We start from the raw sequence: 25971 nt of genomic DNA on the forward strand, positions 1-25971 counted from the left end.
GGTCTCCACCGTACCGGGGGAGGGCAGGAACCCGAGGGCGGGGTCTTCCGCGTTGAGCCGGAACTCGAACGCATGCCCGTGCGGCTCCGGGTCCTCGGTGAGGCTCAGCGGCAGCCCCTGTGCCACCCGGAACTGTTCGCGCACCAGGTCCACGCCCGCGGTCTGCTCCGTGACGGGGTGCTCCACCTGCAGCCGCGTGTTGACCTCCAGGAAGGAGATGAGGCCGTCAGGGGCCACGAGGTACTCCACCGTGCCCGCGCCGGTGTATCCGGCCTCGCGGCAGATCGCGCGCGCGGACTCGTGCAGGGCGCTGCGCTGTGCGTCCGTGAGGAACGGGGCAGGGGCCTCCTCCACGAGCTTCTGGTGCCGACGCTGCAGGGAGCAGTCGCGCGTTCCCACCACGACGACGTTGCCGTGCGTGTCCGCGAGCACCTGCGCCTCCACGTGGCGGGGCCGGTCCAGGAAACGCTCCACGAAGCACTCGCCGCGCCCGAACGCACCGGTGGCCTCGCGCACCGCGGCGTCGAACGCGGACTCCACCTCCGCCATCTCCCGGGCGATGCGCATCCCGCGTCCGCCACCGCCGAACGCGGCCTTGATGGCGATGGGCAGGCCGTGCTCCTCGGCGAACGCGCGGGCCCCGGCGGCGTCGTCCACCGGGCCGTCCGTGCCCGGGACCAGCGGGGCCCCGGCACGCACCGCGATCTCCCGGGCGGTGACCTTGTTCCCCAGCGCCTCGATGACAGCAGCGGGCGGGCCGATCCAGGTGAGACCTGCGGCCTCGACGGCGCGTGCGAAGTCCGCGTTCTCGGACAGGAACCCGTAGCCGGGGTGCACCGCGTCCGCGCCGGAGCGTTCGGCCACCGCGAGCACCGCCGGGATGTTCAGGTACGTTTCGGTGGAGGCAGAGCCCTCCAGGGCATATGCCTCATCAGCCATGTGGACGTGCATCGCCTCCGCATCCGGAGTGGAGTACACGGCCACGGAGGTCAGCCCCGCGTCCGTGCACGCGCGGACGAGGCGCACGGCAATCTCCCCGCGGTTGGCGATCAAGACCTTCTTCATGCGGTGTCTCCTGACGGGGTGTCGTGCGAGGGAATGTAGTCGTCGGACGGAACGAAGCGGACTGTGGCGCCGGGCGCGAGCTGCGCCGCGAGGGGGAGGTCCTCCGGGGTCACCACGGCAATCACCGGATAGCCCCCGGTCACGGGATGATCGGCCAGGAACAGGACGGGCACCCCCGAGTGCGGCACCTGCAGCGATCCGGTGGCCACGCCCTCGCTCGCGAGCTCCTCCGGACGTGAGCGTTCCAGGCGCTGCCCGTCCGAGGGATCCTCGAAGCGCACGCCCACGCGGTTGGTGTCGGTGCTCACGCGCCACGTGCGTCCGGTCAGGGCCGTGAGGGAGTCGTCGGTGAACCAGTCGTCGCGGGGACCGGCGCTGATCCGCAGCGGGACGACTTCGTCCGCCTCCGGGATGCGCGTGACGGGCAGTTCGGGCAGGCCCACGGCGCGGCGCGGCGCGGGGCCCACGGGCAGGTCGTCGCCTGCGGCGAGCGGCCCGGGGCCGATCCCGGACATCACGTCGGTCGAGCGGCTGCCGAGCACCTCGGGGACGTCGACGCCGCCGCGCACGGCGAGATAGCTGCGCAGCCCGGAGGAGGGCGCGGCCACGGTGAGGCGTTGACCGTCGTAGAGGGCGAACGGTGCACAGAACGGTGCCGACCGCGCGTTCTCGCCGGAGGGATCGGTGATGGTGGCAGCCGCGGGCGCCCCGGTGAGAGCCAGTGCGTGGTGCCCGCGGGCGGTGATGCTCAGCCCGCCCAGGACGACCTCGAGGACGGCTCCGTGCTCCGGGTTGCCCACGAGTCGATTCGCCTGCGCGGCGGAGGGGCGGTCTGCGGCCCCGGAGGCGACAACTCCCAGGTCACTCAGCCCTGGACGGCCCAGGTCCTGGACGAGCGTCTGCATCCCGGGGTGCTCGACCGCGAGGGCGTGGCAGCCGGCGGGCATCGGCGCAGCCACGGATCCGGTGGCGTCGTCGGCCACCGTCACGAGCTCCCGCACCGCGCGGTAGCGGACCGTGTCCCCGGGGCGGATCAGTGCGGGGGGCTCGCGGTCCTCGTCCCACAGGACGGCGTCGGTGTGCCCGATCAGCTGCCAGCCACCCGGTGAGCGGCGGGGGTAGACCGCGGAGAACGTGCCGGCGAGCGCCACCGACCCCGCAGGAACGGCGGTGCGCGGGGTGTCTCGGCGGGGGACGTCCAGGGGGTTCCCGTGCGCGGCCAGGTACGCAAAGCCCGGGGCGAAGCCGCCAAACGCGGCAGTCCAGGCGGTGCCGGTGTGGGTGTGGACCACGCCCTGTTCGCTCATGCCGGTGAGCCGGGCGACCTCCGCGAGGTCCTCGCCGTCGTAGACCACCGGGATCTCCACGGTTCTGCCCTGGCTCTGGGTGGACGACGCCGGGTGCACGTCCCCGACGGCGTCCGCAGCCGCCCGCGCGGCTCGCGCCGAGGCGAACGAGACGAGCACGGTGGCGGCCGCCGCGAGGACGTCCGTCTGGCCGGGGAAGGGGTGTGCCGAGAGGTGGGCGTGCCACCGGGCCACGTCCTCCAGACCCCCGCAGTCCAGGAGGACCGCCTCCGTGCCCGCCCACCGCACCGCGGGAGAGGCCCGGGCACTGCCGGATGGGCGGTGGCCCTGCGCGAAGACGGAACCGTGGTTCATGCGAAGGACCGGATGGTGACACCGGCGTCCTCGAGACCGCGGCGCACTTCAGCGGCCATCGCGGCGGAACCGGGGGTGTCCCCGTGCACGCAGATGCTCTGCGCCGCGATCCGCACGGTGGAGCCGTCCACCGCGGTGAGCGTGCCGTCCTTGGCCAGACGGATCATGCGTCGTGTGACCTCGGCGGCGTCGTGCAGCACGGCGCCCGGCTCGCGGCGGGAGACCAGGCGGCCGTCCGGGGTGTATCCGCGGTCCGCAAAGGCTTCTGTGACCCCGCGGAGCCCGGCGCGCTCGGCCTTCTCCAGGGCCACGGAGCCGGGCAGCAGCAGCAGAGGGAGGTCCCCGCCGAACGCGGCGACGGCGTCCACGACGGCCTGGGCGTGGGCCTCGTGGTGGGCGATCGTGTTGTAGAGGGCGCCGTGGGGCTTGACATAGCGCACGGCGGTCCCGGCGCTGCGGGCCACGGCGTCGAGCGCCCCCATCTGGTAGAGGACGTCGTCCGCGAGCTCGGTGGGGGAGCAGTCCAGGAAGCGGCGCCCGAAGCCCGCGAGGTCCCGGTACGCCACGTGGGCACCCACCGTGACGCCCGCGGCGGCCGCGTCCCGGCAGGTCTGAGCCATCACCGAGGGGTCCCCGGCGTGGAAGCCGCAGGCCACGTTGGCGCTGGAGACGGAACGGAAGATGGCGGCGTCGTCCCCCATGCTCCAGTTGCCGAACGACTCGCCGACGTCGCTGTTCAGATCCATGACCGTCATGCGTGACCTCCGTCTCATTCCTGTGATCCCTCAGCATGCCTGATGGGGTGCAAATTGTTCAACAATCCACCCGGGAATATTTCCCCGTCCCCGCTCCTTACACGGGTACTTCAAATTTGAAGTAGATGATCGCGACGGACACCGGCTTCGTCAGAGGAGGAACACACGATGCAACTCGGAATCTTCACCATCGGCGACGTGACCACGGACCCCACCACGGGAAAGACCCCCACGGAGCACGAGCGCATCAAGGCCACGGTGGCCATGGCCAAGAAGGCCGAGGAACTGGGCATGGACGTGTTCGCCACGGGCCAGCACCACAACCCGCCGTTCGCGGCCCCGGCCAACCCGCCGGTGCTCATGGGTGCGGTGGCGGCTCAGACGGAGAACATCCAGCTGAGCACCGCGACCACCCTGATCACCACCACGGACCCCGTGCGCATCGCGGAGGACTACGCGTACGCGCAGCACCTCGCGGACGGCCGCGTGGACCTCACGCTCGGCCGCGGCAACACCGGGCCGGTGTACCCGTGGTTCGGCAAGGACATCCGCCAGGGCATCCCGCTGGCCGTGGAGAACTACCAGCTGCTGCACAAGCTGTGGCGCGAGGAGAACGTGAACTTCTCCGGGCGCTTCCGCACCCCGCTGCAGGGCTTCACCGCCACGCCGCGGCCCATGGACGACGTCCCGCCGTTCGTGTGGCACGGTTCCATCCGCTCCCCGGAGATCCCGGAGCAGGCCGCGTTCTACGGTGACGGCTTCTTCCACAACAACATCTTCTGGAACAAGGAGCACACCGAGCGGATGGTGGCGTTCTACCGCCAGCGCTACGAGTACTACGGTCACGGCTCCGCAGACCAGGCGATCGTGGGTCTGGGCGGTCAGGTGTTCATGGCCAAGAACTCGCAGGACGCCGTGCGGCAGTTCCGTCCGTACTTCGACAACGCGCCGGTGTACGGGCACGGGCCGTCGCTCGAGAGCTTCATGGAGCAGACGCCGCTGACGGTGGGCTCGCCCCAGCAGGTCATCGAGCGCACGCTGTCCTTCCGGGACTACGCCGGTGACTACCAGCGGCAGCTGTTCCTGGTCGACCACGCCGGTCTGCCCCTGAAGACGGTTCTGGAGCAGATGGACATGCTCGGGGAAGAGGTCTTCCCCGTGCTGCGCAAGGAGTTCGACGCGCTGCGTCCGGCCCACGTGCCGCAGGCCCCGACCCACGAGTCCCTCGTGGCTCGCCACCTGGCGGGCAAGGACCCGATCCCCGGTGGTGGCCCGGACTCGCAGGCCGCCAAGGACCGCGCGGCGAAGGCCGAGGCCGCTGAGGCGGCGCAGCAGGACTCGAAGAAGTAGCGTCCGTCCCCGCTCGGGACAGACAGTGGAAGCAGGACGTGAGGAGAGTGCACCATGACCGATCGACGGAGCATCGCGGTGGTGACCGCGGGACTGTCCGAGGACGCGTCCACCACGCGGCTGGCCCGCGCGGTCGGACAGGCCGCGAGCGACGCCGTGGTCCGCGGCGGTGGGCAGGAGCCAGAGGTCCGCCTCGTGACCCTGCGGGACATCGCCCACGGGATCACGGACGCCATGCTGACCGGCATGGTGCCCGAGCCCGTGCAGGCCGCGATGGACGCCGTGCTCACCGCAGACGCCCTGGTCGCGGCCACCCCCACGTACAAGGCGAGCTACTCGGGGCTGTTCAAGGAGTTCTTCGACCTGTTCGACGAGGGCGCCCTGGAGAACCTGCCCACGGTGGTTGCGGCCACAGGCGGATCTCCGCGGCACTCCCTGGTCCTGGACACCGCCCTGCGCCCGCTGATGAGCTACCTCAAGGCGCTCACGCTGCCCATCGGCGTGTATGCCGCCACGGAGGACTGGGCGGACGCGTCCCTGCAGTCCCGGATCGAGCGGGCCGGCGCGGCGCTCGCGGGCATGCTCGACGCCGGGAACCGGGGCCTGGCGGCGTCGTCGGCCCCGGCACGACCCGCGCGGGAGGTGCGCGACGAGTTCGCCACCGTCCCGGACTTCGCGGACCTCCTGGCCTCGGTGCAACGATGAGCACCATGCCCGAGCCGCCGCACGATCCCGCGGCGCACCAGGACGCGCCCGCTGCCCCCGGCCGCTGGGACACGTGGCAGCTCTACTTCGAGACCACCGCGCGCCTGACGTCGCGGATCGAGGAGCGGCTCAAGGCCCACGGCTGCTCGCTCATGGAGTACCAGCTGCTCCTGCTGCTCCACGGCGCCCCCGAGCACTGTCTGCGCATGGGCGAGCTGGCCCGCCGCCTCGTGTTCTCGCCGTCCCGGTTGAACTACCAGGTCAAGGTGCTGGGGGAGCGGGGCTGGGTGCAGCGGCGTCGTGCCCGCGGGGACGGGCGCGGCTGGGAGGCCGTGCTCACCGCGGAGGGCGCCCAGGCGTTCCGGCGCCTGCGCCCCGCCCACGCGCGGGACGTGGAGGAGCTGTTCTTCGCGTCGCTCTCGGGGGACGACGTCGCCCGGCTGGGCGATCTCATGGCCCACCTGGCGCGCGGGCTGGGGGAGGAATAGGGCTCGTGCCAGGTTTGGATGCCGTTCCAGGTATGTCTCGGCGAGCACTTCTCTCCCGGCGAGACGGGGGCCGCGGCCCTCAGTCGATCCAGTAGCGGCGCGTGGGGCGGCCGGCGTCGTCCACCACCACGTTCTCCAGGACCCCGCCGCATGCCACGATGGCACCGGTGGACCCGGCGTTGTCGTCAGCGCAGGTGACGAGCACGCGGTGGACCCCGTTCTCCCGCAGGCGCTCCACGGACTGCCGCAGGATCTCCGTGGCGTGGCCGCGGCGACGGAACTCGGGGCCCACGCCGTAGCCCACGTGACCGCCCACCCGGAGGAGGTGGTCGTTGAGGGCGTACCGGATGGAGGTCCTGCCCACCACCTGCCCGTCCACCTCGGCCAGGAGGTAGTCCGCACGGACCCGTCCGGGCGGCAGGTTGGTGTCCCGGGACTGTCGTGCCGTGGCTTCCAGGACCTCCTCCCAGGTCCCCTTCTCGAGGAGGAAGTCGAAGTCGTCCCGGAGCAGCTGCTCGTGCAGCGCACGGACCACGGGTTCGTCCTCGGGGGTGAGATGCCGCAGTGTCAGTGCCATGACGCCATGCTGGCACGGATGCCGTGTGGTGCAACCCCCGTACCGGCTGGGCGGTCACGGTCCAGGCTGCCGGGGTGTTCACGCACTGGAACCGTAGGTGCGGCGGCCCGCGCGCTCGGCGAACTCGTCCAGAGCGGTGAGGACCGCCGGGACCACCCAGACTTTCTGCCCCTTCACCTTGATCGACTGCTCGTGTCGGATCAGTCCCGCCGTGGTGAGCTCGTCCACGGTGCGGTAGGCGGTGGCCTTGGGCACCCCGCCGATGCTCTCCAGCATCCCCGCGGTGAAAGCGGGTTCGGAGCAGCAGAACCGCGCGACCGCACGCAAGGACGCCGTGATTCGTCGGCGGGAATCGAGGACCCTGTCGTGGAACGCTTCGACATCAGCCATGAGGATGGATGCGTTTGCCAGTGAGGCCAGTGCGGCGTCGGCGAAGCACTCGACAATGGCCGTGGGCCGGCCGGCCCGGTAGTCGGTGAGAGCTGCGATGTACCCGTCGACGTCGTGCAGCAGTCCCGAGGAGATGGGGACGGTCACGTTGCCGACCACCCCGCGGGCCCGGAGAAGGGACGAGACGATGGCGCGACCGGTGCGCCCGTTCCCGTCGGTGAACGGGTGGATGGTCTCGAACTGGGCGTGCGCGATGGCCGCCTGCACCGTGGGGTCCAGATCCCGCCGCTGCAGGAACAGCACCAGGTCCTCCACGGCCGCCGGTACGGCGTCGTGACGTGGCGCAACATAGCTGGCTGTGACTGGGGAGCGGCCCCCGATCCACACCCACTGGTCCCGGAACTCGCCGGCGTCGTCCTGCACCCCGTCGGTGAGTTCGCGGTGCATGCGGCGCACCGCGTCGGCATTGAGGTCGGAAGCGGCATCGATGGCCGCCCGCATGGCGAAGACGTTTCGAGCGACCAGTTCGGCATTGCCGCCCACGTGTGCTCCCACCGCCGCGAGGGAGAGCTTCCTGGCGTGCACCGTGAGGTTCTCGATCTGCGAGCTGGTGGCGGATTCGCCACGAAGGAGCACTGCGGAGAAGGGCAGAGCAGCCATGCGGTCGGACGTCACCCCGAAAGCCGTCATGGCACGTGTCGCTTCCTGTGCTCTCATGGCCGCAGCCCCGGCGAGAGCGGGGGTGAGGTGGGCGATCTCCGGCACCACTGCGGCGGTGAAATCCCCTCGGTTCTCCAGGAGCGTGCGGCGCGATGCCATGGGGTCGCGGTGGAGCCAGTGGTGGGTTTCCCGTCCGACGGCGGGCCAGCTCGAGGACGTCATGACGGTCCTTTCTCAGAAAAAATCCTCAGCTCGTCCCATTAATCGGCTTAGTGAGACGATCCGCGCCCATCGTCCCACTAAGGGCCACTCTTGGGGAACCAACCGCTGCGGTCCATGGGCCGGGAAGTCACTGCCCCCCCCCGGGTCAGATGGGCAGTGCTGAACCTCGCGAGACTACCGGGGGAGTGTCTGGCCCCCCGGCCCCGTGGCACACTCACCGGTGGTGAGGACGAGCCTCACCCATGAACACGGCAGGGAGCGCACCGTGACGGAGACCCCCAGGACCATCACCCCGGCCGCGGACACGGGGCAGATCGACCTCCCCGGCGGCGTGGTCCACGAGCTGCCCGCGGACCTCGCGGAGGCCCTGCTCGCCGAGCCCGCCACCGCCGAGCTGTGGCGCGGGCTCACCCCCCTGGGGCGCAACGAGTTCGTGTGCTGGGTGGAGGACGCCAAGAAGCCGGAGACCCGTGCCCGCCGCATCCGTCGCACGGGTGAGGAGATGCACGAGGGTAAGCGCCGGCCCTGCTGCTGGCCCGGGTGCAAGCACCGGGAGCGCACGGGCCGCTGAACGGGACCCCGGGAGACAGCGCGCCTCGCGTGGCGGGAGCCTGGCGACGCCGCGCCGCCTCGCTGCCCTGCCCTGCGCCGCACCGGCACCCGCCGTCCCGGGGTGTTCGCTCTACCCGGCGCCCGTCCGCGCAGCGAGCCGAGCGGCGTCGTCCCCGGAGACCCCCGGGTGGACACGAGGTGTGCCGCAGGTTACGAACGTCCACCCTGAGCGCTTAGGCTTCCCCTGTGCCCATTGCCGGTCCGCGGCGGGGCGCGTGATCCCCGTCCCGAGCGAAGGTGTACCCACATGTCCTCGACCCCTGCCGGCGCCACTCCCCCGCCCGGGCCCGAGTCGACCACCCAGTACGCCGCCGAGCAGGAGGGGTACAGCAAGGGGCTCACCGCGCGCCAGATCAACATGATCGCGATCGGCAGCTCGATCGGCACGGGTCTGTTCCTGGGGGCGGGCGGCGGCCTGGCGGACGCCGGGCCGGCACTGTTCCTGCTGTACGCGGTGGCCGGGTTCTTCGGCTACCTGATCCTGCGCCAGCTCGGGGAGCTGGTCATGCACCGGCCGTCCTCCGGCTCCTTCGTGTCCTACACGCGCGAGTTCTACGGGGAGAAGAGCGCGTACTTCGTGGGGTGGATGTACTGGCTCTCGTGGGCCTCCACCACGGTGGTGGACGCCACCGCCATGGCCATCTACGTGAAGTGGTTCGGGCAGTACAGCCAGTTCGTGGCGGACCTGCCGCAGTGGCTGCTGGCCGCGGTGGTGCTGGTGGTCGTGATGATCACCAACCTCATTTCCGTGAAGGTCTTCGGGGAGATGGAGTTCTGGTTCGCGGTCATCAAGGTCTCCGCGCTCGTGATCTTCCTGGTCGTGGGCGTTGCCTTCGTGATCTTCGGGACCCCCACGGGCGCCCCCACCGGCTTCTCGCTGATCACCGGGAACGGCGGGATCCTGCCCAACGGCCTGCTGCCCGCCCTCGTGGTCTCCCAGGGCGTGGTCTTCGCGTACTCCGGCATCGAGCTCGTGGGCATCACCGCGGGCGAGACCGAGAACCCCCGCAGGACCATCCCCAAGGCCATCAACACCGTGATCCTGCGCATCGCCCTGTTCTACGTGGGCTCCGTCCTGCTGCTCACGCTGCTGCTGCCCTACACCGCGTACTCCGCGGACGAGTCCCCGTTCGTCACGTTCTTCAGCTCCATCGGGATCGACGGCATCGGACCCATCATGCAGCTCGTGGTCATCACCGCCGCACTGTCCTCCCTGAACGCGGGCCTGTACTCCACGGGGCGCATCGTGCACTCCATGGCCATGGCGGGCTCCGCCCCCAAGTTCACGGGGAAGATGACGCGCTCGGGCGTTCCCGCGGGCGGGATCATGCTCACCGTGGGCGTGGGTGCGCTGGGCGTCATCCTGAACTACTACGTGCCGGAGGAGGCGTTCAGCATCGTGCTGAACATCTCCGCGATCGGCATCCTGGTGGGCTGGGCGGCCATCACGCTGCCGCACCAGAAATTCGTGCGCCTCGCCAAGCAGGGCCTCTACCAGCGCCCCGCGTACCGCGCGCCCTTCGCGCCGTACACCAACTGGCTCACCATGGCGTTCCTCGTGGGCGTGATGGTCCTCGTGGCCCTCGACTACCCGCTGGGCACCCTCACCGTCGCCTCGATGGCCGTGGTCGCGCCCATCCTCGTCATCGGCTGGTTCCTCGTGCGGGACCGCGTCCGCGCGATTGCCGCCGAGCGCGAGGGCTACACGGGCGCGTTCCCCGTGGTCGTGGGTCCCCCGGTGGCCGAGGGGGAACGACGCCGCGCGGCCCGTCGCGCCGGGCGTCCTGGTGATGCCGGGCGTCCTGGTCATTCCGAGCGCCCGGGTGACGCGGACCGGCAGTAGCACCCACCCCCTCCGTTCGACGACGCCGCCCCGGTCACCGTGCCGGGGCGGCGTCGTCCGCGGCGTCGGCCGGTGTGCACGCGCCTCCCCCTTCCCCCCGTTGGGGGCGTTCGGCTCCGGCCGGCCACGCGCGGTCCGGCCCGGGGCGGCCCCGGCGCACTCAGCGGGCGCGCAGCGTCGTCGTGGTGCTCACGAGGACCAGCAGCAGCGCCGCGACGCCCAGGCCCGAGAACCCCACGAGCGCGAGGACCGGTCCGGCGAGCGCTCCGCCGGCCGCCCCGCACAGGTTCATCACGAGGTCCGAGGTGCCCTGCAGGCCCGGGCGGTCGTGGGCGGCCACCGACTCGGTGACCATGGTGGACCCGGCCACGATGGAGGCGGACCAGCCCAGGCCCAGCAGGATCAGCGCGACGAGAACCATGTGCTGGTGCTCCGCGCCCAGCCACGTGAGCGCGAGAGCTGCGGCGAACAGGGCCTGGCCGAGCAGCACGGTGCCGGTGCGGCCGATCGCGTCCGCGAGCCAGCCGAACACGGGGGAGAGGGCGTACATCCCGGCCACGTGCAGGGAGATGGTCAGACCCACCGCGGACAGCGTGGCGCCGTGGGTCGTGAGGTGCACGGGCGTCATGGACATCACGGCCACCATCACGGCGTGGGACAGTCCCACCGTGAGCACGGCGCGGCGCGCGGCGGGCACGGTCCGCAGCAGCGAGAGACCGCCCGTGGGACGGGGCCTGCCCGCCGCGGTGCCGTTGCGGGCCAGGGCGACCGCCAGAGGGTCCGGGCGCAGCCCCACCGAGTACACCACCGCGCCGAGGGCCTGAGCGCACAGCGCGATGACGAACCCGCCCGTGAACCGCGGCAGCCCCAGCGCGGTGCCGATCGCCTCACCGGGGCCGAAGAGGTTGGGTCCCACCACGGCGCCCACTGTGGTGGACCACACCACCAGGGAGAGGTCCCGGGCCCGGGTGCGCGGGGCGGCCACGTCCGTGGCCGCGAAGCGCGACTGCAGGTTCAGTGCTGTACCCGCCCCCAGCAGCCCCATGCCCACGAGCAGCAGGGGGAACGCCCCGAGCGCGGCCGCCACGACGATCACCGCCGCACCCGCAATCGCCACGAACGCGCCGGTCGTCAGCGAGACCCGCCGCCCGCGCCGCTGCGCGAGACGTGCCAGCGGGATCGCCACCACGGCGGCACCCAGGGTGTTCATGGTCGAGGCCAACCCGGACAGCGCACTGTTCCCGGAGACCTCCGTGAGCAGCAGCGCCCCCAGCGCCAGGGTGGCTCCCGTCCCGAGCCCGCCCAGCACCTGCCCCAGGGCCAGCACGGTCAGCGCCCTGCGCTGGAAACCGGCACCGGGATCCCGGGGCGCGGCGCTCGCCGCTCGCGTGGTTGCCTGCATGACCGCATCATGGCCGACGACGCCGCCCGCGCGCCACACCCGCCCCGCCGTGCGGTCAGCCCGCGTTCCCGCGCGAGGTGGGCCGCGACCGGGACCCGGCCGTGCGGCGTCGTCGTCCGCGTTGCGCAGGGACTGCCGTGCCCGCATAGGCTGTGAGGCATGCAGCAGCACGGTGACATCGCGTTCCGCACGCGCAAGTGGGTGAAGCCCGAGGACCTCAACGCGAACGGCACGCTGTTCGGGGGATCGTTGCTGCGCTGGATCGACGAGGAAGCCGCGATCTACGCGATCGTGCAGCTGGGCAACCGGCGCGCGGTCACCAAGTACATGTCCGAGATCGAGTTCGTGTCCTCCGCCGTGGAGGGCGACATCATCGAGATGGGCCTGAGCGCCACGGCGTTCGGGCGCACGTCCCTGACCATGCGCGCGCAGGTGCGCAACATGATCACGCGGGAGCTGATCCTGAGCATCGACAAGATCGTGTTCGTGAACCTGGGCGAGGACGGCACGCCCGTGCCGCACGGTTACACCGAGATCACGTACGACCGTGATCGCATCCCCACCCCCACGAGCCCGAGGAGGCAGCAACCGTGAACCAGCTCACCGCGCAGCGGATCACCCCGTCCTGGATGCACCACGCCGAGGGCCCGTGCTGGAGCAGGCAGTGGTCCGGGCTCGCGTGGGTGGACATGTTCGCCGGGGACGTCATGACCTTCACCCCGCAGGACCAGCCGCGCCGTCAGCACGTGGGCGCGGTGGCCGCGTGCGTGCGCCCCCGCAGGGACGGCGGGCAGATCGTCGCCGTGGAGCGCGGCGTGGTGCTCACGGACGAGACCGGCACGGTGGAGCGGGAGGTCACCCTGTGGGAGACCCCGGACATCCGCATGAACGAGGGCGGTGTGGCACCGGACGGCTCCTTCTACGTGGGGTCCATGGCGTACGACCAGGCCGAGGGCGCCGCGACCCTGTACCGCGTGGCCACGGACCTCACCTGGGAGCCGGTGCTGGAGGGCGTGAGCATCTCCAACGGCATCGCGTGGTCCCCGGACGGGACCCTGGCCTACTACAACGACACCCCCACCCACGAGGTCTCCGTGTTCGACTGGAGCCCGGAGAAGGGGTTGCAGAACCGCCGCACATTCGTGGCGCCCGTCCTGGACGAGCACGCCGCGGCCGAGGCCACCGACCCCCAGGAGGGCTACGAGCCGGGCAGCGTCTCCGTGAGCCCGGACGGGCTCACCGTGGACTCCGAGGGCGCCGTGTGGGTGGCCCTCAACGGCGCCGGCCAGATCCACCGCTACCTCCCGGACGGCACCCTGGACACGGTGGTCACCGTGGGCGTCAAGCAGACCACGGCGTGCACCCTGGGCGGTGAGGACCTGCGCACGCTCTACATCACGACGTCGCGCGAGAACCTCCCCTCGGACGTCCAGCCCACGGCGGGGTCCCTCTACTCCGTACGCGTGGCGGTGCCGGGACAGGTCACGGCCGCGTTCGGGGGCTGAGCACGGCGGTACGCCCGCGTGCCCGCGCGCCGGTCCTGCCGCGGCACGACGAAGGCCCTGGCTCCCGAGAGGGGAGCCAGGGCCTTCGTCGTGTCGCGCGGCCACCGGGTGGGCCCGGTGGCCGCGCGCTCACACCGCGTTTCTCAGACCGCGTTGATCAGACCGGCACCGGGGATGGCCGCGAGCAGCTGCCGGGTGTAGTCCGTCTGCGGGTTCTCGAAGACGGAGTCCGTGGAGCCCGTCTCCACCAGCGTGCCCTTCTGCATGACGCACACGTTGTCCGCGATCTGGCGGACCACGGCGAGGTCGTGCGTGATGAACAGGTAGGTCAGACCCAGGTCGTGCTGCAGCTCGGCCAGCAGGTTGAGGATCTGCGCCTGGACCAGGACGTCCAGGGCGGACACCGCCTCGTCGCACACCACGAGCTCCGGGTTCAGCGCCAGTGCACGGGCGATCGCCACGCGCTGCCGTTGCCCGCCGGAGAGCTCGTTGGGGTAGCGCGCGAGCATCGACTGCGGCAGGGAGACCTGGTCCATGAGCTCACGGACCTTCTTCTCCCGCTCCTTGGACGTCCCCACCCCGTGGACCTTCAGCGGTTCCTCGATGGTGCGGTAGATGTTGTACATCGGGTCCAGGGAGCCGTAGGGGTCCTGGAAGATCGGCTGCACCCGGCGACGGAAGGCGAACATCTCCTTGCCCCGCAGCTTGGCCACGTCCTGGCCGTCGAAGACGATCGACCCGGACGTGATCGGCTCCAGGCCGAGCATCATCTTGGCCACGGTGGACTTGCCGGAGCCGGACTCGCCCACCACCGCGGTGGTGGTGCCCCGCGGAATGGCGAAGGAGACCTTGTCCACCGCGGTGAAGTCCTCGGACCGGCCCCAGGAGCCACGCAGCTTGTACACCTTGGTCAGGTCCTGCACCTGCACGAAGTCCTGCTTCAGAGCAGCCTGCATCGAGGTCCTGGGGTGCTCTGCGAGCAGGTCGTCGGCCTCCACGCCGCTCGCGCGGGCCACCTCGATGCGCCGGGACGCGAGCGAGGGAGCGGAGTCCACGAGCTTCTGTGTGTAGGGGTGTCGCGGGTTGCGCAGCAGCTGCAGTGCGGGTCCCGCCTCCACCACGTGGCCCTTGTACATCACCACGACCTTCTGGGCGCGCTCTGCCGCCAGGCCGAGGTCGTGGGTGATCAGCAGCACCGCGGTGCCCAGCTTGTCGGTCATCGTCTCGAGGTGGTCCAGGATGGTGCGCTGGACGGTCACGTCCAGCGCGGACGTGGGCTCGTCCGCGATCAGCAGCCGCGGCTGGCAGGACAGCCCGATCGAGATCAGGGCGCGCTGGCGCATGCCGCCGGAGAACTCGTGCGGGTACTGCTTCGCACGCTTCTCCGCGTCCGGCAGACCGGCCTGGCTGAGCACCCGGGTGACGTCCTCGTCCGCGGCGGGCAGCCCGTTGGCCTTGAGGGTCTCGCGGACCTGGAAGCCCACCTTCCACACGGGGTTCAGGTTCGACATCGGATCCTGGGGGACCATGCCGATCTGGTTGCCGCGCAGCTTGACCTTCTGCTTCTCGCTCGCGTGGGTGATGTCCTGGCCGTCGAAGATGATCTGGCCCGCGTTCACCCGGCCGTTGGCGGGCAGCAGCCCGATCGCGGCCAGGGCGGAGGTGGACTTGCCGGACCCGGACTCGCCCACGATGGCCACGGTCTCCCCGGGCATCACGGTGAAGTTCGAGTCCTGCACGGCCTGGACCTCGCCCGTGGCGGTGGTGAACGCGATCCCGAGGTTGCGCACCTCCAGCAGGGGACGGTTGTTCTCCTGTGACATGCTCATCACTTCTTCCGTGCCTTGGGATCCAGCGCGTCCCGCAGTGCGTCACCGAGCATGATGAAGCTCAGGACGGTCAGCGAGAGCGCCAGGCCGGGCCAAAATACGGGCATCGGGTTGGAGCGGAAGGCGTCCTTCGCGTCCGAGATGTCGTTGCCCCAGCTCATCATGCTGGGGGGCAGACCGATGCCGAGGTAGGACAGGGTGGACTCCGCCACGATGAACGTGCCCAGCGAGATCGTGGCGATCACGATCACCGGCGCCATCGCGTTGGGGATGATGTGGCGGATGAGGATTCCGAGGGACGAGACCCCGAGGGAGCGGGCGCTGACCACGTAGTCCGCGTTGCGTACCTCGACCACCGCACCTCGCATGATGCGGGCGATCTGCGGCCAGCCGAACAGCACCAGCACCAGCACCAGGGTCCAGACCCCGCGGTGTGCCTTGAAGTACGGCAGCTGCATGACCACCAGTGCACCCAGGATGAGGGGAAGGGCGAAGAAGATGTCGCCCAGACGCGCGAGCAGGCCGTCGATCCAGCCGCCGAAGTAGCCGGCCAGGGCGCCGATGATCCCGCCGATGACGACAACGCCGATGGTGGTGAACAGGCCGACCATCAGGGACGCCCGGGTTCCGGCGATCACGCGGGAGTAGACGTCGCAGCCCTGGGCTGTGAAGCCCATGGGGTGACCGGGGGAGGCCTTGCCGTTGGAGTTCTCCAGCAGGCACTGCGAAGTAGCGGCAGAGGGGTCCTGGGTCCAGAACAGCTGCGGGAAGAGGGCCACCACGATGACCAGGACGATCAGCAGGGCGGCGATGATGAAAGTGGGCTTCTTGCGCAGCTGCCGCCATGCGTCGCGCCACAGGCTCACGGGAGCGCCCTCGGCGGAGCGGGAGTCGGTGGCGGTCACGGGGGTCCGGGCCACGTCGGCGACGAAGTGCTCCATCATGATCCCGGTGCTCAGCCCGCCCAGATCCTTCTGGTGGGATCCGGCCGGGGTGTCCGCGGTCTCCCGCACCTCGCGCACGGCGGCTTCGTGGGAGCGGGCCTCGGGGTTGGGGTCCCGGCCCGTGGCGTCGTTGTTCTCGAAGTTGTTCTCAGGCATAACGGATCCTCGGGTCGAGCCAGGCGTAGAGGAGGTCAACCAGCAGATTGGCCACGCAGAAGATGATCACCATCACGGACACCACGGAGACCACCATGGGGGCGTCGCCGAGTGTCAGGGCCTTGTAGAGCTGGTTGCCGATGCCGGGGACGTTGAAGATGCCCTCGGTGACGATCGCGCCGCCCATCAGTGCGCCCAGGTCCATGCCCAGGAAGGTGGCCACGGGAATCATGGAGTTGCGCAGGATGTGCACCCGGACCACCCGGCCGCGGGTCAGGCCCTTGGCGGTGGCGGTGCGCACGTAGTCGGCGCTGGCGTTCTCCGCCACGGCCGTGCGGGTCAGGCGCAGCACCTGGGCGAAGGAGACCAGTCCCAGCACGATGCCGGGCAGGATCAGGTCGCTCCAGTCGGCGGCGCCGGAGACGGTCGGCTTGGCCAGTCCCCACTTCACGCCCACGAAGTACTGCATCACGAAGCCCAGGACGAAGATGGGCACCGCGATCACGATCAGCGAGAGCACCAGGACGGTCGAGTCGAACCAGCCGCCCTTCTTGAGGCCCGCGTAGAGACCGAAGGTGATGCCGAAGATGGCCTCGAAGATCAGGGCGATGATCGCCAGCCGGGCCGTCGCGGGGAAGGCCCCGGCGAGCACCTCGCTGATCTCGCGGCCGGAGAAGTTCACGCCGAGGTCTCCGGTGAGGAGACCGCCGATGTAGCTGAAGTACTGCACGAAGAAGGGGTCGTTCAGGTGGTACTGCTCGGTCAGCGCCGCGGCGACACCGGGCGTGCAGCCCTTGTCCCCGCACAGCGCGGCCAGGGGATCACCGGGGGTCATGAAGACCAGGAAGTAGACCAGCAGCGTGGCGCCGAAGAACACGGGGATCAGCTGCAGCAGTCTTTTGACCAGATACCAGGCCAAGAGTCGCTCCTCTCAGGAGGCGTGGCAACAGGGAGGGGCCGTGGGTCCGGCCCCTCCCTGTTGCCACGTGTGCATTAGGGGGTCAAGAGATCAGTTCGCGGTCTTCTCGACCTTGTAGTACTCCGGCACGCCGTCCCATCCGGTGCCCACGCCGCTCACGTTCTCGGACCACGCGGTGTTGGCCTGGTTGTACCAGAGCGGGATGGAGGGGAGGTCGTTCAGGAGCATGGAGTCCGCCTCCTGGAACTTCTTCACCCCGTCCTCGGCGCTCTTGGCCTCGAGGCCGTCGTTCAGGGTCTTCTCGAACTCGGGGTTGTCGTACCGGGAGTCGTTGGAGGACGCGCCCTTGGTGAAGGTGGGGCCCATGAAGTTGTACATGGACGGGTAGTCCGCCTGCCAGCCCGAGCGGGTGGCGCCGGTCAGCTTGCCGGCCTTGGCGTCGGTGCGCAGCTCCTTGAAGGTGGAGTAGGACTTCCCCTCCACCTCGATGCCCAGGTTGTTCTTGATCTGGTTGGAGACCGCGTCCACCCACTTCTTGTGCCCGCCGGCGTCGGCGTTGTACGCAATGGTGAGCTTCTCGGACTTGTTGTAGGGTTGCAGCTTCTCGGCCTCGGCCCACAGCTTCTTGGCCTTCTCCTTGTCGAACTTGGTGTTCTCCGAGTTCTTGAGGTCCTTCTCGTAGCCCTCGATGGTGGGGGCAGTGAAGTCGGTGGCGGGAGAGCGGGTCTCGTTGAAGATCACCTTGGTGATCTCCTCGCGGTCGATGGCCATGGACAGGGCCTGACGGCGCAGCTTGCCGGCCTCGCCCTTCCAGTTGTTCTGGTACTCGGGCACGGCGATGGTCTGGATGCCGGCGTAGGGCTTGTCCGAGAAGCGGTCCCCGAGGTCGGACTTGTAGTTGCCGAGTGCACCCGTGGGCACCTGCTGCAGCACGTCGAGGTTGTTGGAGATCAGGTCCTGGTAGGCCGTGTCCGGGTTCTGGTACAGCTTGAACGTGATGCCACCGTTCTTGGCGGCTTCGGGGCCCTTGTAGTCCTCGTTCTTCACCAGGTCGATGGCGGAGTTGTGCTGCCAGGCACCCTCCTTGGCCATCTTGTAGGGGCCGTAGCCCACGGGGTTCTCGCCGAAGGCCTTCATGTCCTTGAAGGCGGAGGAGGGCATGGGGGAGAACGCGGTGTAGCCCAGGCGCTGCTCGAAGTCGGACTGCGGAGAGGTGAGCTTGACGGTCAAGGTGGTGTCGTCCACGACCTTCAGGCCGGACATCTTGTCCTCCGTGCTGCCCTCGGCGGAGACCGTCTCGTAGCCCTCGATGGGCTCGAAGAAGCTCGCGGTGCCCTGCGCGTTCTTCGCGGCGGCGCCGTAGTTCCAGGAGTCCACGAAGCTCTGGGCGGTGATCTTCTCACCGTTGGTGAACTTCATGTCCGGCTTGATCTTGATGGTCCAGGTCTGCTTGTCCTTGGACTCGATGGACTCCGCGAGGTCGTTCTGGGTCTTGCCCTCGGTGTCGTAGGTCACCAGGCCGTTGAAGATCTGCTGGATGACCACGCCGCCACCGGTCTCGGTGGTGTTGGTGGGCACCAGCGGGTTCTGGGGCTCCACGCTGTCCGCGGTGATGACGGCATTGCCGTCGGAGGACTCCTTGGAGTCACCGCCGCCGCTGCAGGCGGTCAGGGAGAGGGTCGCCACAGCGGCGACGCCGAGAGTTTTGGAAATGCGGGAATAGCGCATCTCGCCTCCTCAAAAGCGAAGTGGAACGAGGGCTGATGAGGCCAGCGTCCGAGAGTTCGAATGGATGTGACGACGTCCGGTTGTCGAGTTTTCCGGGGTTATGGCCCAGAACACTGCTGAGTGTATCCCACGTCACCCCGCGTGCCGACGATGAGCGCGCGCTGTGTCCGCGTGTGCGCGGGGGCCTGGTGCACCCCGTCCACTCGGGTGTGCCATCGCGCGTTCAGGCGGTGTTGCCACCGGCACCGGCACTTCGCCCTCCGATCGGGTGGCGCGTGGTGCGACGCCGTCTCACTCCGGCTACGCTCGTCCCCAGACAGTCCGCCCGTCTGAGGAGGAGGCCCGATGAAGCAGGCAGACGGAGCCCAGGAGGACGTGGTCACCCGGTCCATCCGCATGCTCGCGGACCACGGCTACCTGGAAACCACCGTGGAGCAGCTCGCCCAGGCCGCGGGCATCAGCCGGGCCACGTTCTTCCGGAAGTACGGCAGCAAGGAGGACATCGTCTTCGCCGACCACGCCGCCACGCTGGAGCGGTTGGAACTGCTGCTGGACCGGCCGGACCTGGGGGCGCAGGCCGGCCTGGCGGAGGGTGCGCAGCTGGTGTTCCGCCACCACCTGGACCATCCGGGGCGGGCGGTGGCCCGGCACGACCTGCTGCAGGGCGTCGAGGCGCTGCGGGACCGCGAGATCGCCATGTCCTCGCGCTACGAGCGGGTCTTCCACGCCTTCCTGCGCCGCGTGCTGCCCGCCTCCCCGGATCAGTGGGTCACGGCGGTGGCCCTGGCCTCCTCCACCGTGGCGGTGCACAATGCCTTCCTGCGCACGTGGCTGCGGGACCCGGGCGCGGACCACGGTGAACGGCTCGTGCGCTCACTGCACCGGCGCGTCGCGTGGCTGTGCTCCGCGTTCGGGGTGGTTGCGCACGAGCCTGCGCGCCCGTTCGCCGCGGACATCTCCTTCGTTCCCGCAGGGGTGCGCTTCGGGCAGGAGGACGACGCCGCGGCGTCGTCCTCGGGTGCCGCGCCCATCGTCGTGGTCGTCCCGGAGGGCGGTGACCCCGCCGCGGCGGCCGAGCAGGCTGCGCGGTCGGTGTACGAGGCGCTGCGCTGCTGAGGGGTGCGGTCGGTCCGCCCGAGAGGTCTGGCCCATCGACGCGGGGCGCCCTCTTTCGCGGGTGCGGCGCGGCGGGGTCTGCCGTCCGCAGGTTCGGTGGGATCCGGCTTCCACTCGGTCCGGTGGCGCCGGTGGCCGACCTGTTCGACGGCCCCTGATGTCTTGACGTGAGACTGCGTCTCAGGGCAGACTGGACGCAGAGAATGTGGTCCACACCACCCGCATCCGGACTCAAGGAGTCAAGAGTGAGCGAGCAGTCCTTCCCGTCCACCGTCACCATCACCGTGACCACCCCCGTGCTGCCCGGCAGGGACAAGCCCATCGCACTGGTCACGCTGGATTCCACGGCACCCAACGGCCTCGTGATCTGGGGGTCGGAGGCCATGCGCCAGCTCCAGCGTGAGCTCGCGGCCATCGACACCTCCCAGGTGGAGGCCGTGGTGGTGACCGGCAACGAGAAGTCCTTCGGTGCCGGCGCGAACCTCAAGGAGATCCGCGCGGCACAGCTCAGCGGCACGTCGGACGAGTACGTGGGCTCTGGGCACGACGCCTTCGGAATCCTCGCCGAGATGGACGTCCCCACCTTCTCCCTCATCACCGGTGTGACCCTCGGCGGTGGCCTGGAACTCGCGCTGCACACCGACTACCGGCTGGCCACCTCCGGCAAGGCGCCCATGGGCCTGCCCGAGTGCCACCTGGGCTTCTTCCCGGGGTGGGGCGGTGTCTACCTCCTGCCGCACCTGGTCGGCGCGGAGGCCGCCCTCAACGTGATCGTCACCGATTCCATGCGCGGCAAGAACCTCAACCCGGCCAAGGCCGCGGAGATCGGCCTGGTGGACGCCCTGCTGGACGGTGCCCCCGGTTCGCAGGAGTGGGAGGAGGCCTGGCAGAACTGGGTCGTCGAGGCCCTCGAGGGCAAGCGCGAGCCCCGTCGCCCCAGCGATGGCGCGCAGACCTGGGATGCCGCCGTGGCGAAGGCCGCGGCGAAGGCCCAGAAGGCATGGCACGGCGCCGCTCCCGGGCCTGTTGCCGCCATCGAGCTCGTGGGCCGCGCGCGCACCGAGTCCCGCGTGGAGAACGGCGAGGCCGCAGTGGAGGCCTTCAAGGAGATCGTCCAGTCGGAGCCCGCGCGTGCGTCGCTCTACGCGTTCGAGCTCGTGAGCGCTCGCAGCAAGCAGGCCGCGAACGTGCCGGATGCCCCCGTGCGGAAGATCAGGAAGGCGGCCGTGATCGGTGCGGGTCTCATGGCGGGACAGCTGGCGTCGCTCATTGCCCAGGGCGCCCGCATCCCGGTGGTCATGACGGACCTGGACGACGAGCGCCTCGCCACCGGCGTGCAGCGCACGCGGGACCGCTTCACCGCCCAGGCCGAGAAAGGCCGCATGACCCCGGAGCAGGCCGAGCAGCTGGGCTCCCTCATCACCGGCGCCAAGAGCCCCGAGGACCTCGCGGACGCGGACTTCGTGATCGAGGCCGTGTTCGAGGAACTGGACGTCAAGCGCCAGGTCTTCGCCCAGTGGGAGCCGGTGGTCAGCGAGGACGCCATCCTGGCCACCAACACCTCCTCTCTCTCCATCACCGCCATGGGGCGGGATCTCCAGCACCCCGAGCGGCTCGTGGGCTTCCACGTGTTCAACCCGGTGGAGGTCACCCCGCTGCTCGAGATCGTGGCCGGTGAGAAGACCGACGACTCCACCCTGGCCACCGCCTTCGACCTCGCGGCCAAGCTGCGCCGCATCGCTGTGCGCGTGGAGGACGCCCCGAGCTTCGTGGTCAACCGCGTGCTCACCCGCATGTTCGACGAGATCGGCCGCGCCATGGACGCCGGGGGAGATCCGGAGACCGTGGACCACGCGCTGGACGCCATGGGCCTGCCCATGACTCCGCTGCAGCTGCTGGACTTCGTGGGCCCTGCCGTCCTGGTGCACATCACGCACACCATGCACGACGCCTACCCGGACCGCTTCACGCTCTCGCCGTGGCTCGACGCCGTGGCGGACGCCGGTCTCAGGAACACCCTCCCGGCCCGTGGAGAGACCTCCGAGACCTATCTGTCCGCCGGGGCCCACGAGGCGCTGGAGCGCACCCGCCAGGAGAACGGTGTCACCGGCCAGGCCGGTGACGGCGCGGACGGCGAGCTGCTCACCCGCGTCCAGGACGCGCTCGCGGACGAGATCGGCCACATGCTGGACGAGGGCGTGGTGGCCACCGCGCGGGACGTGGACCTGTGCATGATCCTGGGCGCGAACTACCCGTTCCACCTGGGCGGCATCACCCCCTACCTGGACCGCTGCGGTGCTGCCGAGCGCGTCCGTGGACACCGTTTCGACGCCGCCCAGCAGTAGCATCTTTCGCAGAATCGAGGACACCCCATGAGCAAGGACAGCACCGAGACCACCGGCATCACCATCGAGCACCCCGAGGAGTTCCCCACGGGCACTCTCGAGCCGCACTACTCGCTGAACGAACCCCTCGCCACGGACGAGGCCGGGATCTTCGACCACGTCACGGACGAGGACCGCGCCCACCAGCTGCGTGCCCGGAAGTTCGTCCAGGAGGACGTTCTGCCCGTCATCGCCGAGTACTGGGACCGGGGGGAGTACAACCTCGACCTCGTGCGACGCATGGGTGAGCTCGACCTGCTGCGCGACGGTGTGGAGGTTCCCGGCATGCCCCCCATGTCCAAGATGGCGGCGGGGCTGGTGGCCATGGAGCTCTCCCGCGGGGACGGATCCATCTCCACCGTCTCCGGCGTCCAGGGCGGGTTGGCCATGCGCTCCATTGCCCTGTGCGGCAGTGAGGAGCAGAAGAAGCGCTGGCTGCCGGACATGGCCACGGGCAAGCTGCTGGGCGCATTCGCCCTGACCGAGCCCGCCCACGGCTCGGACTCCATCGGTCTGGAGAGCAAGGCCACGCCGGTGGAGGGCGGCTACATCCTCAACGGTGCCAAGAAGTGGATTGGCAACGGCTCCATGGGCGGCATCACCGTGGTGTGGGCCCGCAGCGACGAGGACGGCGCCGTCCACGGTTTCGTGGTCCCCCAGGAGTCCGAGGGCTACACGGGCACCACCATGAAGGCCAAGCTCGCCCTGCGGGCCATCCATCAGGCCGAGATCACGCTCGAGAACGTCTTCGTGCCCACCGAGAACGTCCTGCCCCACGCCAAGAACTTCCGCGACACCTCCGCCGTGCTCTTCGCCACGCGCATCGGGGTGGCCTGGGCGGCCGTCGGACACGCGCAGGCGTGCTACGAGACGGCGGTGCACTACGCCATGCAGCGGCACCAGTTCGGGCGTCCGCTGGCGGCATCGCAGATCGTGCAGGAGCGCCTCACCCGCATGCTCAGCGAGCTGACCTCCATCCAGACCCTGGTGATGGCCATGGCACGCAAGGAAGAAGCAGGCACGCTGAGCGGCCCCCAGGCATCCTTGGCCAAGTACACCGCCACCCGCACCGCCCGTCAGGTGGCCATGAACGCCCGCGATCTCCTGGGCGGCAACGGCATCCTCATGGAGAACCGGGTCGCGCGGCACTTCGCGGACATCGAGGCCATCCACACCTACGAGGGCACGGAGACGGTCCAGGCTCTCATCATCGGCAAGTCCATCACCGGGATCTCCGCCTACAAGTGAGTCCCGGGGGCGCCACGCTCCCCGGACCGGATGCACCAGGAGCACCATGTTCGCGAACACCGAGCCGCTCACGCCGTTGCGCTTCCTGAAGCGCAGCGCGGAGGTCTTCCCGGAGCGTCCAGCAGTGATGTATGGCGAGCGCCAGTGGTCCTACCGGGAGTTCGAGCGCGATGTGCGCCGGTTCGCCACGGCGCTGCTGCCGTACGTCGCGGCTGCGGGGGAGCGCGTTCCTGGACGCCCGAGCGATGACGCTCGTCCCGCACCCGCGGGCCGCGGCCCCGCGGTTCGGGGTGCGGGCGACGCCGCCGCGAGTGCTGCCGAGGAGTTCCAGGGCGTCGAGTTCCTGGACCGCTCCTGGCCCACGCTGGCGGTGGTCGCGCCCAACGTTCCCGAGGCCCTCATGGCGCACTATGCCGTGCCGGCCGCGGGGGCCGTTCTGGTGCCCCTGAACCCGCGGCTGAGTGCGCGGGAGCTGGCCTACATCCTGGAGCACTGCGAGGCCCGGGTGGTCCTGGCGGACACCTCCGTCCTGGAGACCGTGGCCGAGGCGCTGGGCACGGGCACGGACGTTGCGCTCGTGCAGGTTCCCGATCCGCAGGCGGACGTGCACGCCGTACGTGACGGGGTGGGAGAGGGGATTCCCACGTTCGAAGAGTTTCTCGACACCCACCCGGAGGAGGGGACGGGTGCAGGCGGAGGTCTCGGCGCGGGTGTGAGCTGGACGGTTGCGGACGAGAACGCCCCCCATCACCCTGAACTACACCTCGGGCACCACGGGACGGCCCAAGGGCGTGCTCTACGCGCACCGCGGTGCCTATCTCAACAGCCTGGGGGAGGTGTTCCACAACGGTTTCACGGGAGAGACCCGGTACCTCTGGACCCTGCCCATGTTCCACTGCAACGGGTGGTGCACCACCTGGGCGGTCACCGCGGCCGGCGGAACGCACGTCTGTCTGCGTGCCGTGCGCGCGGATCAGATCTGGGACGCGTTCGACACCCGGGGCATCACCCACCTGTGCGGAGCGCCGGCCGTGTGCTCCACCATCGTGGACGCCCGGCAGGCGCACGCCCTGGAGCACCCCATTCGCATCACCACCGCAGGAGCTCCACCGGCGCCGAGCATCATCGAACGGCTGGAGGCCGGCGGCTTCGACCTCGTGCACGTGTACGGGCTCACCGAGGTGTTCGGCCCCTTCACCATCTGCGAGCCGCAGGAGGAGTGGCGAACCCTGTCCCCGGCCGAGCGCGCTCAGCAGATGTCCCGGCAGGGTGTCGCCATGATCCAGGCGGAGTCCGCGCGGGTCGTGGACCAGGACATGGCGGACGTCCCCGCGGACGGCGTCTCCATGGGAGAGGTGGTGCTGCGGGGCAACGGTGTGATGATCGGGTACTTCAAGAACACACCGGCAACGCGCAAGGCTTTTGCCGGGGGCTGGTTCCACACCGGGGACCTCGGAGTCATGCACCCGGACGGGTACATCCAGCTGACGGACCGCGCCAAGGACGTCATCATCTCCGGGGGAGAAAACATCTCATCCATCGAGGTGGAACAGGCTCTCTACTCACACCCGGACGTCATCGACGTCGCGGTGGTGGGACAACCACACGAGAAGTGGGGCGAGCGGCCGGTGGCCCACGTGGTCCGAGCCTCCGGCGCCACCGTCACCGAGGACGAGCTGCGCCGCCACGTGCGTGCGCAGCTCAGCGGGTTCAAGGTCCCGGACAGCATCGTGTTCAGCGACGAGCTGCCGCGCACCGCCACCGGCAAGGTGCGCAAGAACCTGCTGCGGGACTGACCCACCCAGCCTGGGGCTGGGGCTGGGGCCGGGATAGGGGCTCTGGGGCAGGGATCGGACGAGGGGAGGTGCTCATGGCCCTGGCGCGCTCGTGGGGCAGGGCCACAGGGCGACCAGGCAACTGCGCGCGGAAGCCAGCCGGCGGGCCTGGAACCACCCCGGGCTGTTCGGCACCTGGCGGCGAAGCGCCCGTTTTGCGCAGGTCAGCGGGCGTGTGTAATGTAATCCGAGTCGCCGCAGGGACAGGCAGCCACAGGCTGGTCCGGCAGGTCGGCAAGCCCCACACCTACCCGGTAGGCAACAACGCAGAAACGCGAAGTTGCGGGCCCGGAACGGAACGGATAAGCTAGCCGAGTTGCCACAAGGACAGCCAAGAGCTTCCAGATCGCGGCAACACAAACTTCCAATCCAAAGCCCTGGAACAGGGTTTAGATGTGGTGTGTTGTTTGTCAACTCAATAGTGTGTCTAGTTTGTTGATACCAAAGATTTTGATTGTTTTTGGTTGATGGCCCAATGCCTTGCAGGTGTTTTCCCGTTTTCCTGGGGTGTTGGGTGTCAGCTGGGATCCTGCTTGCCACGTTGTGGTGGGTGGTTTCTGTTGAATTTTTTTGACGG

21 protein-coding genes and 1 pseudogene are annotated in these 25971 nt (G+C 69.7%); 12 read left to right on the forward strand and 10 right to left on the reverse strand.

Annotated features, from left to right (window positions below; translation table 11 throughout):
• The 3 genes from CWC38_RS04815 to CWC38_RS04825 all read right to left on the reverse strand — a co-directional run.
• Positions 1 to 1065: acetyl-CoA carboxylase biotin carboxylase subunit (locus tag CWC38_RS04815; RefSeq protein ID WP_121845685.1), on the reverse strand; the 1065-nt coding region annotated here is incomplete at its 3' end.
• Positions 1062 to 2726, reverse strand: a complete 1665-nt coding sequence (locus tag CWC38_RS04820; protein WP_121845686.1) for a 5-oxoprolinase subunit B/C family protein — start codon at positions 2724 to 2726, stop codon at positions 1062 to 1064. The genes CWC38_RS04815 and CWC38_RS04820, both read right to left, overlap by 4 nt.
• Positions 2723 to 3481, reverse strand: coding sequence for a LamB/YcsF family protein (locus tag CWC38_RS04825; protein ID WP_121845687.1), 759 nt, complete (start codon positions 3479 to 3481; stop codon positions 2723 to 2725). Before CWC38_RS04825 ends, CWC38_RS04820 begins: the two co-directional genes overlap by 4 nt.
• 168 nt (positions 3482 to 3649) lie before the next feature.
• Between CWC38_RS04825 and CWC38_RS04830 the strand changes: the two genes are divergently transcribed.
• Genes CWC38_RS04830 through CWC38_RS04840 form a run of 3 tightly spaced genes read left to right on the forward strand, consistent with a single transcriptional unit; the run spans position 3650 to position 6024 of the window.
• Positions 3650 to 4831: an LLM class flavin-dependent oxidoreductase gene (locus CWC38_RS04830; RefSeq protein ID WP_121845688.1), complete on the forward strand. Its 1182-nt coding sequence runs from the start codon at positions 3650 to 3652 to the stop codon at positions 4829 to 4831.
• Positions 4832 to 4885: 54 nt separating this feature from the next.
• Positions 4886 to 5536 carry a CE1759 family FMN reductase gene (locus CWC38_RS04835; RefSeq protein WP_121845689.1) on the forward strand — a complete coding sequence of 217 codons (651 nt, stop codon included), beginning with the start codon at positions 4886 to 4888 and terminating at the stop codon, positions 5534 to 5536.
• A 5-nt stretch (positions 5537 to 5541) separates the two neighbouring features.
• The gene (locus CWC38_RS04840) at positions 5542 to 6024 is read left to right on the forward strand and encodes a MarR family winged helix-turn-helix transcriptional regulator (protein ID WP_121845690.1); all 483 of its coding nucleotides are present in this window, start codon (positions 5542 to 5544) and stop codon (positions 6022 to 6024) included.
• Positions 6025 to 6103: 79 nt separating this feature from the next.
• Here CWC38_RS04840 and CWC38_RS04845 read toward each other — a convergent pair whose 3' ends face one another.
• Both CWC38_RS04845 and CWC38_RS04850 read right to left on the reverse strand, forming a co-directional pair.
• Entirely contained in the window at positions 6104 to 6601 is a 498-nt protein-coding gene (locus tag CWC38_RS04845) for a GNAT family N-acetyltransferase (protein WP_121845691.1), read from the reverse strand.
• Between the two features lie 78 nt (positions 6602 to 6679).
• Positions 6680 to 7873, reverse strand: a complete 1194-nt coding sequence (locus CWC38_RS04850) for a Fic family protein (RefSeq protein ID WP_121845692.1) — start codon at positions 7871 to 7873, stop codon at positions 6680 to 6682.
• 265 nt (positions 7874 to 8138) lie between these two features.
• Between CWC38_RS04850 and CWC38_RS04855 the strand changes: the two genes are divergently transcribed.
• Both CWC38_RS04855 and CWC38_RS04860 read left to right on the forward strand, forming a co-directional pair.
• Entirely contained in the window at positions 8139 to 8444 is a 306-nt protein-coding gene (locus CWC38_RS04855) for a YdeI/OmpD-associated family protein (RefSeq protein WP_121845693.1), read from the forward strand.
• 288 nt (positions 8445 to 8732) lie between these two features.
• Positions 8733 to 10328, forward strand: coding sequence for an amino acid permease (locus CWC38_RS04860; protein ID WP_121845694.1), 1596 nt, complete (start codon positions 8733 to 8735; stop codon positions 10326 to 10328).
• Positions 10329 to 10488: 160 nt separating this feature from the next.
• On the opposite strand, the gene CWC38_RS04865 is transcribed toward CWC38_RS04860, so the two are convergent.
• Entirely contained in the window at positions 10489 to 11730 is a 1242-nt protein-coding gene (locus CWC38_RS04865) for an MFS transporter (protein WP_121845695.1), read from the reverse strand.
• 159 nt (positions 11731 to 11889) lie between these two features.
• On the opposite strand from CWC38_RS04865, the gene CWC38_RS04870 reads away from it, so the two are divergent.
• On the forward strand, positions 11890 to 12324 hold the full coding sequence (locus CWC38_RS04870) for an acyl-CoA thioesterase (protein WP_121845696.1): 435 nt from the start codon (positions 11890 to 11892) through the stop codon (positions 12322 to 12324).
• Positions 12321 to 13235: an SMP-30/gluconolactonase/LRE family protein gene (locus CWC38_RS04875; RefSeq protein WP_121845697.1), complete on the forward strand. Its 915-nt coding sequence runs from the start codon at positions 12321 to 12323 to the stop codon at positions 13233 to 13235. The genes CWC38_RS04870 and CWC38_RS04875 overlap by 4 nt, the downstream gene beginning before the upstream one ends.
• Positions 13236 to 13378: 143 nt before the next feature.
• On the opposite strand, the gene CWC38_RS04880 is transcribed toward CWC38_RS04875, so the two are convergent.
• The 4 genes from CWC38_RS04880 to CWC38_RS04895 form a co-directional block, all read right to left on the reverse strand.
• Positions 13379 to 15058, reverse strand: a complete 1680-nt coding sequence (locus CWC38_RS04880; RefSeq protein ID WP_240625053.1) for a dipeptide ABC transporter ATP-binding protein — start codon at positions 15056 to 15058, stop codon at positions 13379 to 13381.
• 5 nt (positions 15059 to 15063) lie between these two features.
• Positions 15064 to 16164 carry an ABC transporter permease gene (locus tag CWC38_RS04885; protein WP_121845699.1) on the reverse strand — a complete coding sequence of 367 codons (1101 nt, stop codon included), beginning with the start codon at positions 16162 to 16164 and terminating at the stop codon, positions 15064 to 15066.
• The gene (locus CWC38_RS04890; RefSeq protein ID WP_121845700.1) at positions 16157 to 17083 is read right to left on the reverse strand and encodes an ABC transporter permease; all 927 of its coding nucleotides are present in this window, start codon (positions 17081 to 17083) and stop codon (positions 16157 to 16159) included. The genes CWC38_RS04885 and CWC38_RS04890 overlap by 8 nt, the downstream gene beginning before the upstream one ends.
• A gap of 90 nt (positions 17084 to 17173) precedes the next feature.
• Complete coding sequence (locus tag CWC38_RS04895) at positions 17174 to 18811, reverse strand: peptide ABC transporter substrate-binding protein (protein WP_121845701.1); 1638 nt, start codon at positions 18809 to 18811, stop codon at positions 17174 to 17176.
• A gap of 345 nt (positions 18812 to 19156) precedes the next feature.
• Between CWC38_RS04895 and CWC38_RS04900 the strand changes: the two genes are divergently transcribed.
• The 5 genes and pseudogenes from CWC38_RS04900 (at position 19157) to CWC38_RS12700 (ending at position 25355) form a co-directional block, all read left to right on the forward strand.
• Entirely contained in the window at positions 19157 to 19927 is a 771-nt protein-coding gene (locus tag CWC38_RS04900; RefSeq protein ID WP_121845702.1) for a TetR/AcrR family transcriptional regulator, read from the forward strand.
• Positions 19928 to 20172: 245 nt separating this feature from the next.
• Entirely contained in the window at positions 20173 to 22272 is a 2100-nt protein-coding gene (locus CWC38_RS04905; RefSeq protein ID WP_121845703.1) for a 3-hydroxyacyl-CoA dehydrogenase NAD-binding domain-containing protein, read from the forward strand.
• 27 nt (positions 22273 to 22299) lie between these two features.
• Positions 22300 to 23559, forward strand: coding sequence for an acyl-CoA dehydrogenase family protein (locus tag CWC38_RS04910; RefSeq protein WP_121845704.1), 1260 nt, complete (start codon positions 22300 to 22302; stop codon positions 23557 to 23559).
• Positions 23560 to 23959: 400 nt separating this feature from the next.
• Positions 23960 to 24091: pseudogene (locus tag CWC38_RS12695) on the forward strand (AMP-binding protein); the annotation flags it as partial.
• Between the two features lie 193 nt (positions 24092 to 24284).
• A complete protein-coding gene (locus CWC38_RS12700) occupies positions 24285 to 25355 on the forward strand; it encodes an AMP-binding protein (protein WP_439108832.1) in 1071 nt (356 codons plus the stop codon).
• Positions 25356 to 25971 lie beyond the last annotated feature (616 nt).

The organism is Kocuria tytonicola (genome assembly GCF_003687455.1).
GTDB lineage: Bacteria > Actinomycetota > Actinomycetes > Actinomycetales > Micrococcaceae > Kocuria > Kocuria tytonicola.